Below are 15,215 nucleotides of genomic sequence, written 5' to 3' on the forward strand. Positions count from 1 at the left end.
CGTGTCGCTGAGTTAGTCGACGTATTCGCATTAGGAGATTCTCATGTCTAGCATCGGGCACGACGTAGCCGCGGACCACGCGCACGACGACCACGCGCACGAAATGCCGCACGGCTGGCGGCGCTGGCTGTTCGCCACCAACCACAAGGACATCGGTACGCTGTACCTGCTGTTCTCGTTCATCATGTTCCTGTCGGGCGGCGTGATGGCGCTCGGCATCCGTGCCGAGCTGTTCGAGCCGGGCCTGCAGATCATGCGTCCGGAGTTCTTTAACGAACTCACGACGATGCACGGCCTGATCATGGTGTTCGGCGCGATCATGCCGGCGTTCGTCGGCTTCGCGAACTGGATGATTCCGCTGCAGATCGGCGCATCCGACATGGCGTTCGCGCGGATGAACAACTTCAGCTTCTGGCTGCTGCCGGTCGCGGCCGTGCTGCTGGTCGGCTCGTTCTTCGCGCCGGGCGGCGCGACGGCTGCCGGCTGGACGCTGTACGCACCGCTGTCGACGCAGATGGGCCCGGGCATGGACTTCGCGATCTTCGCGGTCCACATCATGGGCGCATCGTCGATCATGGGCGGGATCAACATCGTCGTGACGATCCTGAACATGCGCGCACCGGGCATGACGCTGATGAAGATGCCGATGTTCGCATGGACGTGGCTGATCACGGCGTACCTGCTGATCGCGGTGATGCCGGTTCTGGCAGGCGCGATCACGATGGTGCTGTTCGACCGCCACTTCGGCACGTCGTTCTTCAACGCGGCAGGCGGCGGCGACCCGGTGATGTACCAGCACATCTTCTGGTTCTTCGGCCACCCCGAGGTGTACATCATGATTCTGCCGGCGTTCGGGATCGTGTCGCAGGTGATCCCGGCGTTCGCACGCAAGACGCTGTTCGGCTATAGCTCGATGGTGTACGCGACGGCTTCGATCGCGATCCTGTCGTTCATGGTCTGGGCGCACCACATGTTCGCGACGGGCATGCCGGTCACCGGCCAGCTGTTCTTCATGTACGCGACGATGCTGATCGCGGTGCCGACGGGCGTGAAGGTGTTCAACTGGCTCGCGACGATGTGGCGCGGCTCGATGACGTTCGAAACCCCGATGCTGTTCGCGATCGGCTTCCTGTTCGTGTTCACGTTCGGCGGCCTGACGGGCCTGATGCTCGCGATGGCGCCGCTCGACATCCAGTATCACGGTACCTACTTCGTGGTGGCGCACTTCCACTACGTGCTGGTGGCCGGGTCATTGTTCGCGCTGTTCTCGGGCTGGTACTACTGGGCGCCGAAGTGGACGGGCTGGATGTACAACGAGACGCGCGGCAAGATCCACTTCTGGGCGTCGATGATCTTCTTCAACCTGACGTTCTTCCCGATGCACTTCGTCGGTCTCGCCGGCATGCCGCGTCGTTATGCGGACTACCCGGCGCAGTTCACGGACTTCAACCAGGTCGCGACGATCGGCGCATTCGGCTTCGGCCTCGCGCAGGTGTACTTCCTGTTCGCGGTCGCGCTGCCGGCCTACCGTGGTGGCGGCGAACTGGAAAAGGCGTCGGACAAGCCGTGGGATGGCGCGACGGGCCTCGAGTGGACGGTGCCGAGCCCGGCTCCCTTCCACACGTTCGAGCAACCGCCGCACGTCGAGTAAGTTTCACCCCGCGTTCCGCCGCTGCCTGCCGCGCAGGCAGGCGCGGCGGGCGCGGAATCGAGATTTCAGCGAAGTTTCAGATGAACCGGAATCCACAAGAAAGACGAACGCCCGAGCAGATTCGCGCGGGCAACAAGCGGCTCGGCCTCATCCTGCTCGTCATCGCCGCCGTTTTCTTTGTGGGTGTCGTGATCAAGCAGTGGTGGCTGTCCACTCACTGATGCAGCAACAGACGCAGTAGCGAGGAAGTAGTCGTATGTCGAAGCCGGAAGAGGGCGCCGTCGATCGCGCGTTCAATCGTTCGATGCTGGTGAAGCTCTTCGTCGTGGCCGGGCTGATGTTCGGTTTCGGCTTCGCGCTGATCCCGATGTATCGGGCGATCTGCCAGATCACCGGCATCAACAACCTGGTGCAGCGCGATGTCAGCGAGCGCGAGGTGAAGAACTCGCAGGTCGACACCAGCCGCACGGTGTCGGTCGAGTTCGATGCGAACGCGCGCGGGCCGCTCGGTTTCAAGCCGGAGCACAACAGCCTCGACGTGCACCCGGGCGAACTGACGACGATCGTGTACGACGTGACGAACGGGCAGGGCCGGCCGGTCGTGGCGCAGGCGATTCCGAGCTACGCGCCGAAGCAGGCGACGGAGTTTTTCAAGAAGATCGAGTGCTTTTGCTTTACGCAGCAGACGCTGGCCGCGAACGAATCGCGCAAGATGCCGGTGGTGTTCGTGATCGATCCGAAACTGCCGAAGGATGTGAAGACGATCACGTTGTCGTACACGTTCTTCGAGCTGAATACGCCGGCCACGCCGGCGCCGGCGCAGCGGAGCACCGCGGCGCAGGGCGCGGCGAAGCCGGACGCATGACGACGGAGGCGGGGCGATGACGGAGGTCAAGCGGGGCGGGTCGTTCGGCCAGGCGCTGAAAGCCGTGCTGTGGTCGTTCTTCGGGGTGCGCAAGCGGCGCGACCTGGAGGCCGATGCGACGCAACTGAATCCGCTGCACGTGCTGATCGTCGCGTTGCTCGCGGCCGGCGTGTTCATCGGCGTGCTGATCCTGATCGTGCGTGCCGTCGTGGGCTGAGGCGCGCGGCTAGCGGCCCGCGGTCACGAAAGAATGCAGTGCGCAGCGCCACGGCGCTGCGTGCAGGAAAGAGCGGTAGCAGTCGTGCCGCGCAAGAAATAAAGCCGGAGCGGTTTCCGGTACACAAATTGGACAGAAGTGGAGAATCAAGCATGAGCGGTCAAAACCAGACCCCGTACTATTTCGTGCCGCATCCGTCGCACCATCCGATCAGTGCGGCCATCGGCCTGCTGGTCATGCTCGGATCGGCGGCGCTGTGGATCAACGGTCACGACTGGGCGCCGTTTACGGCGCTGCTCGGCCTGCTGTGGTTGCTCTTCACGCTGTATCACTGGTTCGGCGACGCGATCGCCGAATCGGAAGGCGGTCATTACGGCAAGAACGTCGACAAGTCGTACCGCTGGAGCATGAGCTGGTTCATCTTCTCGGAAGTGATGTTCTTCGGCGCGTTCTTCGGCGCGCTGTTCTATGCGCGTGAAATCGCGCTGCACCAGCTCGGCAGCCTCGACTACAAGCTGATCTGGCCGGACTTCTCCGCCGTGTGGCCGAACGAAGGCCCCGCCGCGCTCGCCGGTCACTTCAAGACGATGGGCCCGTGGCCGATCCCGACGCTGAACACCGCGTTCCTGCTGTCGTCGGGCGTGACGCTGACGATCTCGCACCATGCACTGCGTGACGATCATCGCAAGAAGGCGATCGCCTGGCTGGCTGCGACGCTCGCGTTCGGTATCTGCTTCCTGTTCCTGCAGGGCTTCGAGTACTACCACGCGTACAACGAACTGAACCTGACGCTGAACTCGGGTGTGTACGGTTCGACGTTCTTCCTGCTGACGGGCTTCCACGGTTTCCACGTGTTCCTCGGCGGCACGATGCTCGCGGTGGTGCTGGTGCGGATGATCCGCGGCCACTTCAAGCCCGATCATCACTTCGCATTCGAAGGCGCCGCGTGGTACTGGCACTTCGTCGACGTCGTCTGGCTCGGCCTGTACGTCGTCGTCTACTGGCTGTAAATGGAACGACGGCCCGCGCAGCAATGCGCGGGCCGTTTTCATTGGTGTCGTGGGCGCGGCAGCGAGGCTGCGAGCGACACCACCCTGGCGCCGCCGCGACTCAGTCAGGCGGCGCTTTTGCTTGGTGGCGCGGCCGTGCGGCGAAATGTCACAGCGGCCGCGGCGTCGAATCGATCAACGCCCGATCGGCAGGCCGGTCGAATGGATCCAGCCCATCCGGTTCGCGATCAGGATGAGCAGGAACAGCGACACCGACAGCCCGACGCGGGTGGCGAGCGACCAGACCATGCGCTTCGTGTGGCCGCGGTCGTGCATCATGAAGTAGAGCGCCGAGCCCATGCTGGCAATGATGAGGACGAAGGCGATGGGAACGAGGATGTGCATGACACGAACCGGACGACGGCAATTCGAAAGGAAGAGGATAATTATCGCACTTCGCTTTCGCGCACGTGCCGGGCGGGCCGCATGATGAAGATTCGCTGGCTGCCCGCGCTGCTGATTCTCGTCGTCGTCGCCGTGACGATCCGGCTCGGCTTCTGGCAGCGCGACCGCGCGCACCAGAAGGAAGCGCTGCAGGCGAGCATCGCGCGCTACGAGCAGGCGTTGCCCGTCGATGTCGGCGCGCAGCCGATGCCGCTCGCGTCGATCGAGTTTCATCGCGTGCGGGCCAAGGGCCGGTTTCTGCCCGAGCAGGCGGTGTTCCTCGACAATCGGCCGTATAACGACCAGCCGGGTTTTTACGTCGTGATGCCGTTTAAACTCACGGGCGGCGGTGTCGTGCTCGTGAATCGCGGCTGGCTGCCGCGCAATATTTCCGATCGCACGGCGATCGAGCCGTTCGCGACGCCGGCGGGCGACGTGGAGATCGTCGGCATCGCGCGTGCCGACGCATCGCGTGCGTTCGAGCTGGGTGAAGGCGGGTCGGCCGCGCACCAGAAGATCCGGCAGAACCTGGACGTCGCCGGGTATGCGAAGGAAACGGGGCTGCCGCTGCAGCCGTTCGTGATCCAGCAGACCAGCGACGACGGCGACAAGCTCGTGCGCGACTGGCCGGCGGCGACGACCGGCGTCGAGCGCAATTACGGTTACATGTTTCAGTGGTGGGCGATGGCGGCTGCCGCGCTCGGCTTCGGCCTGTACGCCGCGCGGCGTGCGGCGAAGAAGTCGGCCGGCGCATGAGCGCCATGCCAGGACGCGGCGCTGGCGCCGCGGGTTCGTTTCGAGAGGTCTGATTTGTCCATGCAATCTTCCCGTCAGGGTCCGGCCGCTGCGCCGATCTCGCCTGCGGCCCGCAAGCGCGGCCGCTGGATGCTCGTGCTGCTGGGTCTCGTGTGCGCCGCGCCGATGATCGCGTCGTATTTCACCTATTACGTGATCAAGCCGAAGGGCGGATCGACGAACTACGGCACGCTGATCGAGCCGCAGCGCCCGATTCCGGCCGATCTGCAGGTGACCGACGAAACCGGCAAGACCGTGCCGCTGTCGTCGCTGCGCGGCGTGTGGCTGTTCGTGATGACCGACAGCAGCGCGTGCGACGACGCATGCGCGCAGAAGCTCTATTTCATGCGCCAGATCCGCGTCACGCAGGCGGGCGAGCGGCACCGGATCACGATGGTGTGGCTGCGCAGCGATGCCGGCGCGATGCCGCAGAAGGTGCTCGACGCGTACCCGGACACGCGCCGGCTCGTCGCCGATCCGGCAGCGGTTGCCGCATGGCTGCCGGCCGACACCGGCACGAAGGACAGCGACCACATCTACATGGTCGACCCGAACGGCAACCTGATGATGCGGTTCCCGAAAGACCCGAATCCCAGCAAGATCAAGTCGGACGTGACGAAGCTGCTGAAGTGGTCGAGCATCGGTTAAGGCAAGAGAACGAGGCACCATTCCGATGTCGTATCTACTGCAACTCGGCCTGATCGGCTTCTGCATCGCGCTGCTGCCGCTGTCGTACGTGTGGGTGAAGGCCGACGACAACAAGTTTCGCAAGCTGGTGTGGATCACCACCTTCCTGACGCTCGACCTCGTGATGTTCGGCGGCTTCACGCGCCTGACCGATTCGGGGCTCGGCTGCCCGGACTGGCCCGGCTGCTACGGCACGTCGTCGCCGTTCATCGCGCACGCCGCGATCACGGCCGCACACCAAGCGATGCCGACGGGCCCCGTCAGCATGTCGAAGGCGTGGATCGAGATGATCCACCGCTATTTCGCGATGGCGATCGGCGTGCTGATCATCGCGCAGGTCGTGATCGCATGGGCCGCGCGCCTGCGCCGCCGCCCGCTGCACGTGTCGCCGTGGTGGCCGACGAGCCTGCTGCTGCTGATCCTCGTGCAGGGCGCGTTCGGCGCGTGGACGGTCACGATGAAGCTGCAGCCGGTGATCGTCACGATCCACCTGCTGCTCGGCCTCACGCTGCTCGGCACGCTTGGCTGGCTCGCGGCGCGGCAGACGCCGCTGCCGTCCCATGACCCGGAGGCCGGGCGCTACCGTGCGGCCGCGCTCGCGGCGCTCGTGCTGCTGGTCGTGCAGATCGCGCTCGGCGGCTGGGTGAGCACCAACTACGCGGTGCTCGCATGCACCGACTTCCCGACCTGCAACGGCCAGTGGATCCCGCCGATGGACTTTGAGCACGGCTTCCACCTGTGGCGCGCGCTCGGGATGACGAAGGACGGCGAGGCGATCACGCAGGACGCGCTGGTCGCGATCCACTGGACGCACCGCACGTTCGCGTTCGTCGTGGTCGCGTACCTGGTCGCGTTCGCACTGAAGATGCGCCGCTTCGAATCGCTGCGGCGGCCCGCGAACGGCGTGCTGCTGGTCGTGCTGCTGCAGTTCGTGACGGGCCTGACCAACATCGTGCTGCAGTGGCCGCTGCCGGTCGCCGTCGCGCACAACGGCGGGGCCGCGATCCTGCTGCTGCTCGTCGTCATGTTAAACTTTCGCATCCTTTCAAGCCGCCCCGGCCGTGTCGCGCAGCCCGCGCGCGACGCCGCCCCGGCGTGACCGTCCCCATGCAAAGCACCCTCTCCCAATCGCCCGGTAGCCGCTTCTCCCAGTACATGGCGCTGACGAAGCCGCGTGTCACGCAGCTCGCGGTGTTCTGCGCGGTGATCGGCATGTTCCTCGCGACGCCGGGCATGGTGCCCTGGCATGTGCTGATCGGCGGCACGGTCGGCATCTGGCTGCTGGCCGGCGCCGCGTTCGCGATCAACTGCCTCGTCGAACAGAAGATCGACGCGATGATGCGCCGTACCGCATGGCGCCCGTCCGCGCGCGGCGAGATCACGACGCCGCAGATCCTGCTGTTCTCGGCGCTGCTGGGCAGCGTCGGCGCATGGACGCTCTATACGTTTACGAATCCGCTGACGATGTGGCTGACGATCGCCACCTTCGTCGGCTACGCGGTGATCTACACGCTGCTGCTCAAGCCGATGACGCCGCAGAACATCGTGATCGGCGGCGCATCGGGCGCGATGCCGCCGGCGCTCGGCTGGGCCGCCGTCACCGGCGCGGTGCCGGGCGACGCGTGGATCCTCGTGCTGATCATCTTCGTGTGGACGCCGCCGCATTTCTGGGTGCTCGCGCTGTATCGCCGCAAGGATTACGAGAACGCGGGGCTGCCGATGCTGCCCGTCACGCACGGCGAGAAGTTCACGCGGCTGCATATCCTGCTGTACACGGTGATCCTGTTCGCGGTCACGCTGATGCCGTTCATCTCCGGGATGAGCGGGGCCGTCTACCTGACGAGCGCGGTGCTGCTCGGCGCGGTGTTCCTCGCGTATGCGTGGAAGATCTACCGCGACTATTCGGATGAACTTGCCCGCAAGGCCTTCCGCTACTCGATCGTCTACCTGTCGCTGCTGTTCGCCGCGCTGCTCGTCGATCACTACGCACGCCCGTTGCTCGGCGTGTAACCGCACGGTTTGAACGCAATGCTCCATTCACGGTTCGGGCGCCGCGCGCGCCAAGGCTGGATGCTCGCGTGCGCATTCACGGCAGCGCTGCTGCTCGCCGGATGCGACAACGCGCCGAAATTCCAGAATCTCGACATCACCGGCAACACGCAGTTCGGCAGCGACTTCTCGCTGCCCGATACGGCCGGCAAGGTGCGCACGCTCGGCGATTTCAAGGGCCGTGCGGTCGTGATGTTCTTCGGCTATACGCACTGCCCGGACGTGTGCCCGACGACGATGGCCGAGCTGTCCGAAGCGCTGAAGCAACTCGGGCCCGATGCCGCGAAACGCGTGCAGGTGCTGTTCGTCACCGTCGATCCGGAGCGTGACACGCCGGCGCTGCTCGGCCAGTACGTGCCCGCGTTCGATCCGTCGTTCATCGGCCTGCGGCCGGCCGACGAAGCGGCGCTGAAGAAGGTCACGAAGGATTTCCGCGTGTACTACGCGAAGGTGCCCGGCAAGACGCCCGGCAGCTACACGATGGATCACACGGCCGCGAGCTACGTGTTCGATCGCGACGGCAAGCTGCGCCTGTTCGTGCGCGATGGCCAGGGCCCCGCCCCGTGGGTCCACGACCTGAAGCTGCTGGTCGACTGACCGGCAGCCGTCGGGCGCACGGCCCGGCGTTGCACGTGACGGCCAATCTGCGCCGTCACGCTTTCCCTCTGTTCCCGTTGTCTGCATGCGCTGCCCGTCGGGCGGCGCGTCGGCTTGCGCGTGCGGTGCGCCGGTGCCGCGTTACGGCAGCGCCGGCACGTTGAAGCCGGATGCGGCGCGCGTGACCCGGAATTCGGTCACGCGATAGGTGGCGAGCCCTTCGGTGACGAACGGGTCGGTCGCGAGGATCGCGTCGAGTGCGTCGCGATCGATGCGGGCCGCGAGGATCACGCCGCCTTCGCGCGGCACCTTCGGCCCCGCCGCGATGAAGATGCCCTTGTCGAACTGCGGCTGCAGATACGCGCGGTGGCGTTCGAGCGCGTCGTCGATGCGCTCGAGCGACGCGGTGTAGTGGATGTCGATGACGTACATGGATGGCCCTGGAATGACGCCGGCGCGTTGCGCACCGGTCGGCCGGTCTTTGTAGCACAGCGGATCGGGGCTGTCGCGCCGGCACGGTCCGTCGCCCGCCAGCTCGCCGTGCCGTCGCGTATTCAAGTTGTAAGCCTCGTTGCCGTAAATAAAAGAGCAACGTTTGCGCGGGACAGGCCGTTCGCGCGCATCGACATCGACAAAGGCACGCAGATGAGCAGAATGAGTTTGAATCGCAAGCTGTGGCTCGCGCTTGCGCTGGTATGGATCGGTCTCCTGGGCGTCGGCGCATGGAGCGCGTACGAGACGCGCGCGACGATGCTGGACGAACGCAAGGCGGGCATCGCGAATCTCGTCGATTCGGCGGCCGGCATCGTGAAGGCGTATCACGCGCTCGCGCAGAGCGGTACGCTGCCCGAGGCCGACGCGAAGCGCGACGCGCTCGCGAGTCTCGCCGCGATGCGCTACGGCGATTCGGGCTACGTGTTCGTGATGGACTCTAAGCCGGTCGTGCTGATGCATCCGACGCTGCCGAAACTCGTCAACACGCAGGTCGGCGACTATCTCGATCCGGACGGCAAGCCGCTGTTCGTGACGATCCTGAACGCCGCGCAGGCGACCGGCAGCGGTTTCGCCGAATATCGCGGGCGGCTGCCGCACAGCGAGACGGCCGTGCCGAAGATCAGCTACGTCACGCGATTCGCGCCGTGGGACTGGAACATCTCGAGCGGCGTGTTCCTGAAGGACATCGACACCCTCTATTACCGGACGCTTCTGGTCCACCTCGCGGTGGTGTTCGTGATCGGCTTCGTGATCAGCGCGGCGATGCTAGTGATCATCCGCAACGTGCGCGGCAGCCTGGGCGGCGAGCCCGACGAAGCGGCCGCGCTCGCGGCGCGCATCGCGCAGGGCGACCTGACGCAGCCGGTACCCGTGCGCGCAGGCGACCGCACGAGCATGATGGCCGCGATGCACGACATGCAGGCGCGGCTGCAGGCGACGATCGGCGGGATCCGCCAGTCGGCCGAATCGATTGCGTCGGCGAGCCGCCAGATCTCGGCCGGCAACGACGACCTGTCGCAGCGCACCGAGGAGCAGGCCGCGTCGCTTGAAGAAACGGCCGCGAGCATGGAGCAGCTGACCGCGACCGTGAAGCAGAACGCGGACAACGCGCGGCAGGCGAGCGGGCTGGCGAACAGCGCATCGGACATCGCGCGCGCCGGCAGCGACGTCGTGAATCGCGTGATCGGCACGATGGGCGAGATCGACGACAGCTCGCGCAAGATCGCCGACATCATCGGCGTGATCGAGGGCATCGCGTTCCAGACCAACATCCTCGCGCTGAACGCGGCGGTCGAAGCCGCGCGTGCGGGCGAGCAGGGCCGCGGCTTCGCGGTGGTCGCGGGCGAAGTGCGCTCGCTCGCGCAGCGCAGCGCGACGGCCTCGAAGGAGATCCGCGAGCTGATCGTCGCGTCGGTCGAGCGCGTGCGCAACGGGTCGACGCTGGTCGGCCAGGCCGGCACGACGATGGGCGAGATCCTGCAGGCCGTCGCGCGCGTGACCGACATCATGGGCGAGATCGCGGCCGCGTCCGAGGAGCAGGCGAGCGGCATCACGCAGGTCGGGCGCGCGGTCACGCAGATGGACCAGGTGACGCAACAGAACGCGGCGCTCGTCGAGGAGGCCGCGGCGGCGGCCGCGTCGCTGCAGGAACAGGCCGCGCGGCTGCGCGATGCGGTCGGCGCGTTCCGCGTCAGCGACGCGGGCGGGCTGGCGTCGCGCCGGGCCGGCGAGCGGGTGGCCGAACCCGCGTTCGGCACGAAGGCGGCCGACGAGGCGGTGGTGATGTGACGCGTGCCGGCCGATGCGCGACACGTTGAAACGCAACTAACGGCCAAGTCGCGCGACGGCCGCCGGCACCGCTGCGGTGCATACCCATATGAGCGGGATGTATTTCACTTCCCGCCGATCCTGTGACACCATTTGCCCCTTCCTGCGAGTCGGGGCTTACCCGTATCGCGCCCCATTTCCAGTAAGCAAGAAAGCGAGAAACAGATGAAGCGTCGCAGTCTCCTGAAGGTATTTTCCGTGCTGGCCACCGGCGCAGCGCTGACGCTGTCGGCAGGCGCGCACGCCGAAGACAAGGTGATCAAGGTCGGCACGGTCGCCGGCCCGGATTCGGAAGTGTGGCAGCTGGTGCAGAAGGTCGCGAAGGAGAAGGAAGGCCTGAACGTGAAGGTCATCGAGTTCAACGACTACGTGCAGCCGAACGCTGCGCTCGACTCGGGCGACCTCGACGCGAACAGCTTCCAGCACCAGCCCTACCTCGACAGCCAGGTGAAGCAGCGCGGCTACAAGATCGTCAGCGCCGGCCTGACCTACATCTCGCCGATGGGCGTGTACTCGAAGAAGTTCAAGGCGCTGAAGGACCTGCCGCAAGGCGCGAAGCTCGCGGTGCCGAACGATCCGTCGAACGAGAACCGCGCGCTGCTGCTGTTGCAGACGCAAGGCGTGATCAAGCTGAAGGCGGGCGCCGGCACGGGCGGCAACAACGCGACGGTGCTCGACATCGCCGAGAACCCGAAGAAGCTGAAGATCTCCGAACTCGACGCCGCGCAACTGCCGCGCGTGCTGTCGGACGTCGACGCAGCCGTGATCAACACGAACTACGCGCTGGCCGCGAACCTGCAGCCGACCAAGGACGCGATCGCACTCGAAGCGCTGACGAGCCCGTATGCGAACCTGATCGCCGTGCGCGCGAAGGACAAGGATCAGCCGTGGGTGAAGAAGCTGGTCAAGGCGTACCAGTCGCCGGAAGTGCGGGAATTCATCAAGAAGCAGTTCAAGGGCTCGATGGTCGCGTCGTTCTGAACGCCGCACACCGGTCGGACCGCTGAACGAAAAGGGCCTGCATCGCGCAGGCCCTTTTTCATTGGCGCCCGGTGTTCGGCGTCCGGCGTCCGGCGTCCGTTCACATCTCGCCGCGCCGCGAGCAGATCGACATGATCTGCTGGATCGCATAGTTGTCGCGCACGCCCGGCAGCGACTGCACGACGCACTCGTGAAAGCGCCGCTCGCGCGGCAGCAGCATCGCGTTGTTGCGATACAGCGCGTCGCAGGAGCGCTGGATCAGCTGCGCCGCCGCGCCGTTGCGGCTTTCGCGCAGCGCGTTGAGCATGCAGTCGTCGTATTGCGCGCTGCCGTCGGTCAGCGCGAACGCCGCACCCGGCAGCGCCAGCGCGACGGCCGCGAATACGATGGCTCGGATCCCCCGTTTCATCTGCCCTCCGATGGAGTGGATTGGGTCGGCCGACAGCATAACGTAAAGCCGCGAGCACGGCTGACGCGTTGGCCGACGCGGGCCGGAGCCGCCGCCGGGCGGGCCTTGCACGCGGTCGCCGGGCGTCGGCGCGAGCTGCGATCCGGCGTGTCGCGCGAAAGCGCGGAGTCAGGCGGTGGTCTGCGGAAATGGTATCCTCGTGCGTTCGCCGCTGCACGCTTTCCCGGAGCGTGCGCGGGCCGATCGCCGGCGTATCGCACGCGCGGCGGCGCCCGCCCGACGGCGGCGGGAATCCATCATCCAGAACCGACACAATACGGGGGAGACTCACCCATGAAGCGATTCAAGACTTTCGCGATCCGTTCGATCACGGCCGGCGTGGCCGCACTCGCGCTGGCCGGTGCCGCGCATGCACAGACCGTCAAGGTACTGTCGATCGTCGACCATCCGGCGCTCGATGCGATCCGCGACGGCGTGCGCGCCGAGCTGAAGGCGGAAGGTTACGGCGACGACAGGCTCAAGTGGGAATACCAGAGCGCACAGGGCAACACCGGCACGGCCGCGCAGATCGCGCGCAAGTTCGTCGGCGACAAGCCCGACGTGATCGTCGCGATCGCGACGCCGGCCGCGCAGTCGGTCGTCGCCGCGACGAAGAGCGTGCCGGTCGTCTATTCGGGCGTCACCGATCCGGTCGCCGCGCAGCTCGTGAAGGGTTGGGGCCCGTCGGGCACCAACGTGACGGGCGTGTCCGACAAGCTGCCGCTCGATCGCCAGGTCGCGCTGATCAAGCGTGTCGTGCCGAATGCGAAGACGGTCGGCATGGTCTACAACCCGGGCGAGGCGAACTCGGTCGTCGTCGTGAAGGAGCTCAAGGAGATCCTCGCGAAGCAGGGCATGACGCTGAAGGAAGCGGCCGCACCGCGTACCGTCGACATCGGCCCGGCCGCGAAGAGCCTGATCGGCAAGGTCGACGTGATCTACACGAACACCGACAACAACGTCGTGTCCGCGTACGAAGCGCTCGTGAAGGTCGCGAACGAAGCGAAGATCCCGCTCGTCGCGGGCGACACCGACAGCGTGAAGCGCGGCGGCATCGCGGCGCTCGGCATCAACTACGGCGACCTCGGCCGCCAGACGGGCAAGGTCGTCGCGCGCATCCTGAAGGGCGAGAAGCCGGGCGCGATCGCGTCGGAGACGAGCAGCAATCTCGAGTTGTTCGCGAATACGGGCGCGGCCGCGAAGCAGGGCGTGACGCTCGCGCCGGACCTGCTCAAGGACGCGAAGACGGTCATCAAGTAAGCGGCCCGACCGCCGCGCTTGCAGGCCCGATCCGGGCCTGAGCGACCTCGCCGGACGGGCGGCTCCCACCCGGAGCCGCCCGTTCGCTTCGCCCGGCCGTACACGTCCGGCCGGGAAGCAACAGGATTTCCCCATCATGTCTCTGTTCTCGTTTCTGGGCGCGCTGGAGATCGGCCTGATCTTCAGTCTCGTCGCCCTCGGGGTGCTGATCTCGTTCCGCATCCTCAACTTCCCCGACCTCACCGTCGACGGCAGCTTTCCGCTCGGCGGCGCCGTCGCCGCGACGCTGATCTCGGCCGGCTACGACCCGTTCACTTCGACGCTGTTCGCCATCGTCGCGGGCGCGGCGGCCGGCTTCATCACCGGCTGGCTGAACGTGTGCCTGAAGATCATGGATCTGCTCGCCAGTATCCTGATGATGATCGCGCTCTATTCGGTGAACCTGCGGATCATGGGCCGGCCGAACGTGCCGCTGATCACCGAGCCGACGCTGTTCACCGTGCTGCAGCCCGACTGGATGCCCGACTACGTGCTGCGCCCGGCGCTGCTCGCGATCGTCGTCGTGGTCGCGAAGCTCGGCCTCGACTGGTTCTTCTCGTCGCAGCTCGGCCTCGCGATGCGCGCGACCGGCGCGAACCCGCGGATGGCGCGTGCGCAAGGCATCGCGACCGGCCGCGCGACGCTGGCCGGGATGGCGCTGTCGAATGCGCTCGTCGCGCTCGCAGGCGCACTGTTCGCGCAGACGCAAGGCGGCGCGGACATCTCGATGGGGATCGGCACGATCGTGATCGGGCTGGCCGCCGTGATCATCGGCGAGACGCTGCTGCCCGCGCGCCGGCTCGTGCTGACGACGCTCGCCGTCGTGCTCGGCGCGATCGTCTACCGGTTCTTCATCGCGCTCGCGCTGAACAGCGAATTCATCGGCCTGAAGGCGCAGGACCTGAACCTCGTGACGGCCGCGCTCGTCACGATCGCGCTGGTGCTGCCGGCGACGCGCAAGAAGCTGTTCGCGCGCAAGAACGGAGGGGCCTGACATGCTGTCCGCACAAGATCTCAAACTCACGTTCAATCCCGGCACGCCGATCGAGACGCGCGCGCTGCGCGGGCTGTCGCTCGAGATTCCCGACGGCCAGTTCGTCGCGGTGATCGGCTCGAACGGCGCCGGCAAGTCGACCTTCCTCAATGCGGTCAGCGGCGACCAGCCGGTCGATGCGGGGCGCATCGCGATCGACGGCACGGAGGTGACGCGCAAGGCCGCGTGGGATCGCGCGCACCTCGTCGCGCGCGTGTTCCAGGATCCGATGGCCGGCACCTGCGAGGCGCTGACGATCGAGGAGAACATGGCGCTCGCGATGGCGCGCGGCGTGCGGCGCGGCTTCCGCGCGGCGCTCGACCGGCCGTCGCGCGAGCTGTTCCGCGACAAGCTGCGGCTCCTGAACCTCGGGCTGGAGAACCGGCTGACCGACCGGATCGGGCTGCTGTCCGGCGGCCAGCGGCAGGCCGTGAGCCTCTTGATGGCGTCGCTGCGGCCGTCGCGGATCCTGCTGCTCGACGAACACACGGCCGCGCTCGATCCGAAGACGGCCGCGTTCGTACTGGAGCTGACCGCGCGCATCGTCGCCGAGAGCAAGCTGACGACGATGATGGTTACGCACAGCATGCGGCAGGCGCTCGACTACGGCGACCGCACGGTGATGCTGCACCAGGGGCAGGTCGTGCTCGACGTGTCGGGCGACGCGCGCAAGGGCCTCGACGTGCCGGACCTGCTGCAGATGTTCGAGAAGGTGCGTCACGAGCAGCTCGACGACGACGCATTGCTGCTCGGCTGACGGGCGGCAGGCGGGCCGGCGGGCTGGCGCGGTGCGGAGTGCTGCATCGTGCCGGTTCGCCGGCGGATTGGTGTGCCGGCC

The 15,215-nt window shown here is 66.6% G+C and carries 18 protein-coding genes; 15 read left to right on the forward strand and 3 right to left on the reverse strand.

Annotated features, from left to right (window positions below; all coding sequences use genetic code 11):
* Positions 1-43: 43 nt before the first annotated feature.
* From ctaD to HWX87_RS24035, 5 genes are all read left to right on the forward strand, one after another.
* Entirely contained in the window at positions 44-1,651 is a 1,608-nt protein-coding gene (gene ctaD / locus HWX87_RS24015) for a cytochrome c oxidase subunit I (protein ID WP_021163746.1), read from the forward strand.
* A gap of 80 nt (positions 1,652-1,731) precedes the next feature.
* A complete protein-coding gene (locus HWX87_RS24020) occupies positions 1,732-1,872 on the forward strand; it encodes a cytochrome oxidase small assembly protein (RefSeq protein WP_006760728.1) in 141 nt (46 codons plus the stop codon).
* 35 nt (positions 1,873-1,907) lie between these two features.
* Positions 1,908-2,516, forward strand: coding sequence for a cytochrome c oxidase assembly protein (locus HWX87_RS24025; protein ID WP_059233127.1), 609 nt, complete (start codon positions 1,908-1,910; stop codon positions 2,514-2,516).
* A gap of 16 nt (positions 2,517-2,532) precedes the next feature.
* Positions 2,533-2,733, forward strand: coding sequence for a DUF2970 domain-containing protein (locus HWX87_RS24030; RefSeq protein ID WP_021163748.1), 201 nt, complete (start codon positions 2,533-2,535; stop codon positions 2,731-2,733).
* Between the two features lie 152 nt (positions 2,734-2,885).
* Positions 2,886-3,743 (forward strand): cytochrome c oxidase subunit 3, encoded by an 858-nt coding sequence (locus HWX87_RS24035; RefSeq protein WP_059233128.1) that lies wholly within the window; start codon positions 2,886-2,888, stop codon positions 3,741-3,743.
* Between the two features lie 174 nt (positions 3,744-3,917).
* Here the strand turns inward: HWX87_RS24035 and HWX87_RS24040 are convergent, their stop codons facing one another.
* Complete coding sequence (locus HWX87_RS24040; RefSeq protein WP_174952993.1) at positions 3,918-4,127, reverse strand: twin transmembrane helix small protein; 210 nt, start codon at positions 4,125-4,127, stop codon at positions 3,918-3,920.
* An 84-nt stretch (positions 4,128-4,211) separates the two neighbouring features.
* Here HWX87_RS24040 and HWX87_RS24045 point away from each other — a divergent pair, with 84 nt between their 5' ends.
* The 5 genes from HWX87_RS24045 to HWX87_RS24065 are packed head-to-tail and all read left to right on the forward strand — an operon-like array spanning position 4,212 to position 8,294.
* Positions 4,212-4,922 (forward strand): SURF1 family protein, encoded by a 711-nt coding sequence (locus HWX87_RS24045; RefSeq protein WP_244137737.1) that lies wholly within the window; start codon positions 4,212-4,214, stop codon positions 4,920-4,922.
* A gap of 60 nt (positions 4,923-4,982) precedes the next feature.
* A complete protein-coding gene (locus tag HWX87_RS24050) occupies positions 4,983-5,609 on the forward strand; it encodes a cytochrome C oxidase subunit I (RefSeq protein WP_176049608.1) in 627 nt (208 codons plus the stop codon).
* Positions 5,610-5,634: 25 nt separating this feature from the next.
* Complete coding sequence (locus HWX87_RS24055) at positions 5,635-6,747, forward strand: COX15/CtaA family protein (RefSeq protein ID WP_176049609.1); 1,113 nt, start codon at positions 5,635-5,637, stop codon at positions 6,745-6,747.
* An 8-nt stretch (positions 6,748-6,755) separates the two neighbouring features.
* The gene (gene cyoE, locus HWX87_RS24060) at positions 6,756-7,658 is read left to right on the forward strand and encodes a heme o synthase (protein WP_176049610.1); all 903 of its coding nucleotides are present in this window, start codon (positions 6,756-6,758) and stop codon (positions 7,656-7,658) included.
* 18 nt (positions 7,659-7,676) lie between these two features.
* The gene (locus HWX87_RS24065) at positions 7,677-8,294 is read left to right on the forward strand and encodes an SCO family protein (RefSeq protein ID WP_176049611.1); all 618 of its coding nucleotides are present in this window, start codon (positions 7,677-7,679) and stop codon (positions 8,292-8,294) included.
* A 141-nt stretch (positions 8,295-8,435) separates the two neighbouring features.
* On the opposite strand, the gene HWX87_RS24070 is transcribed toward HWX87_RS24065, so the two are convergent.
* Positions 8,436-8,726, reverse strand: coding sequence for a YciI family protein (locus tag HWX87_RS24070; protein WP_176049662.1), 291 nt, complete (start codon positions 8,724-8,726; stop codon positions 8,436-8,438).
* Between the two features lie 213 nt (positions 8,727-8,939).
* Between HWX87_RS24070 and HWX87_RS24075 the strand changes: the two genes are divergently transcribed.
* Complete coding sequence (locus HWX87_RS24075; protein WP_176049612.1) at positions 8,940-10,577, forward strand: methyl-accepting chemotaxis protein; 1,638 nt, start codon at positions 8,940-8,942, stop codon at positions 10,575-10,577.
* Between the two features lie 204 nt (positions 10,578-10,781).
* On the forward strand, positions 10,782-11,597 hold the full coding sequence (locus HWX87_RS24080) for a MetQ/NlpA family ABC transporter substrate-binding protein (protein ID WP_174986233.1): 816 nt from the start codon (positions 10,782-10,784) through the stop codon (positions 11,595-11,597).
* Positions 11,598-11,697: 100 nt separating this feature from the next.
* Here HWX87_RS24080 and HWX87_RS24085 read toward each other — a convergent pair whose 3' ends face one another.
* Positions 11,698-12,006: a VF_A0006 family four-cysteine protein gene (locus HWX87_RS24085; RefSeq protein ID WP_176049613.1), complete on the reverse strand. Its 309-nt coding sequence runs from the start codon at positions 12,004-12,006 to the stop codon at positions 11,698-11,700.
* A 333-nt stretch (positions 12,007-12,339) separates the two neighbouring features.
* Here HWX87_RS24085 and HWX87_RS24090 point away from each other — a divergent pair, with 333 nt between their 5' ends.
* The 3 genes from HWX87_RS24090 (at position 12,340) to HWX87_RS24100 (ending at position 15,134) form a co-directional block, all read left to right on the forward strand.
* Entirely contained in the window at positions 12,340-13,305 is a 966-nt protein-coding gene (locus HWX87_RS24090) for an ABC transporter substrate-binding protein (protein WP_176049614.1), read from the forward strand.
* Positions 13,306-13,441: 136 nt separating this feature from the next.
* Positions 13,442-14,338, forward strand: coding sequence for an ABC transporter permease (locus tag HWX87_RS24095; RefSeq protein WP_176049615.1), 897 nt, complete (start codon positions 13,442-13,444; stop codon positions 14,336-14,338).
* 1 nt (position 14,339) lies between these two features.
* The gene (locus tag HWX87_RS24100) at positions 14,340-15,134 is read left to right on the forward strand and encodes an ABC transporter ATP-binding protein (protein WP_176049616.1); all 795 of its coding nucleotides are present in this window, start codon (positions 14,340-14,342) and stop codon (positions 15,132-15,134) included.
* The last annotated feature ends 81 nt before the right edge of the window (positions 15,135-15,215 follow it).

Source organism: Burkholderia sp. BCC1644, from assembly GCF_902833225.1.
Taxonomy (GTDB): Bacteria; Pseudomonadota; Gammaproteobacteria; order Burkholderiales; family Burkholderiaceae; genus Burkholderia.

Coding starts and splice junctions, on each gene's coding strand:
- ctaD (WP_021163746.1), top strand. CDS start 44: ATGTCTAGCATCGGGCACGACGTAGCCGCGGACCACGCGCACGACGAC.
- HWX87_RS24020 (WP_006760728.1), top strand. CDS start 1,732: ATGAACCGGAATCCACAAGAAAGACGAACGCCCGAGCAGATTCGCGCG.
- HWX87_RS24025 (WP_059233127.1), top strand. CDS start 1,908: ATGTCGAAGCCGGAAGAGGGCGCCGTCGATCGCGCGTTCAATCGTTCG.
- HWX87_RS24030 (WP_021163748.1), top strand. CDS start 2,533: ATGACGGAGGTCAAGCGGGGCGGGTCGTTCGGCCAGGCGCTGAAAGCC.
- HWX87_RS24035 (WP_059233128.1), top strand. CDS start 2,886: ATGAGCGGTCAAAACCAGACCCCGTACTATTTCGTGCCGCATCCGTCG.
- HWX87_RS24040 (WP_174952993.1), bottom strand. CDS start 4,127: ATGCACATCCTCGTTCCCATCGCCTTCGTCCTCATCATTGCCAGCATG.
- HWX87_RS24045 (WP_244137737.1), top strand. CDS start 4,212: ATGAAGATTCGCTGGCTGCCCGCGCTGCTGATTCTCGTCGTCGTCGCC.
- HWX87_RS24050 (WP_176049608.1), top strand. CDS start 4,983: ATGCAATCTTCCCGTCAGGGTCCGGCCGCTGCGCCGATCTCGCCTGCG.
- HWX87_RS24055 (WP_176049609.1), top strand. CDS start 5,635: ATGTCGTATCTACTGCAACTCGGCCTGATCGGCTTCTGCATCGCGCTG.
- cyoE (WP_176049610.1), top strand. CDS start 6,756: ATGCAAAGCACCCTCTCCCAATCGCCCGGTAGCCGCTTCTCCCAGTAC.
- HWX87_RS24065 (WP_176049611.1), top strand. CDS start 7,677: ATGCTCCATTCACGGTTCGGGCGCCGCGCGCGCCAAGGCTGGATGCTC.
- HWX87_RS24070 (WP_176049662.1), bottom strand. CDS start 8,726: ATGTACGTCATCGACATCCACTACACCGCGTCGCTCGAGCGCATCGAC.
- HWX87_RS24075 (WP_176049612.1), top strand. CDS start 8,940: ATGAGCAGAATGAGTTTGAATCGCAAGCTGTGGCTCGCGCTTGCGCTG.
- HWX87_RS24080 (WP_174986233.1), top strand. CDS start 10,782: ATGAAGCGTCGCAGTCTCCTGAAGGTATTTTCCGTGCTGGCCACCGGC.
- HWX87_RS24085 (WP_176049613.1), bottom strand. CDS start 12,006: ATGAAACGGGGGATCCGAGCCATCGTATTCGCGGCCGTCGCGCTGGCG.
- HWX87_RS24090 (WP_176049614.1), top strand. CDS start 12,340: ATGAAGCGATTCAAGACTTTCGCGATCCGTTCGATCACGGCCGGCGTG.
- HWX87_RS24095 (WP_176049615.1), top strand. CDS start 13,442: ATGTCTCTGTTCTCGTTTCTGGGCGCGCTGGAGATCGGCCTGATCTTC.
- HWX87_RS24100 (WP_176049616.1), top strand. CDS start 14,340: ATGCTGTCCGCACAAGATCTCAAACTCACGTTCAATCCCGGCACGCCG.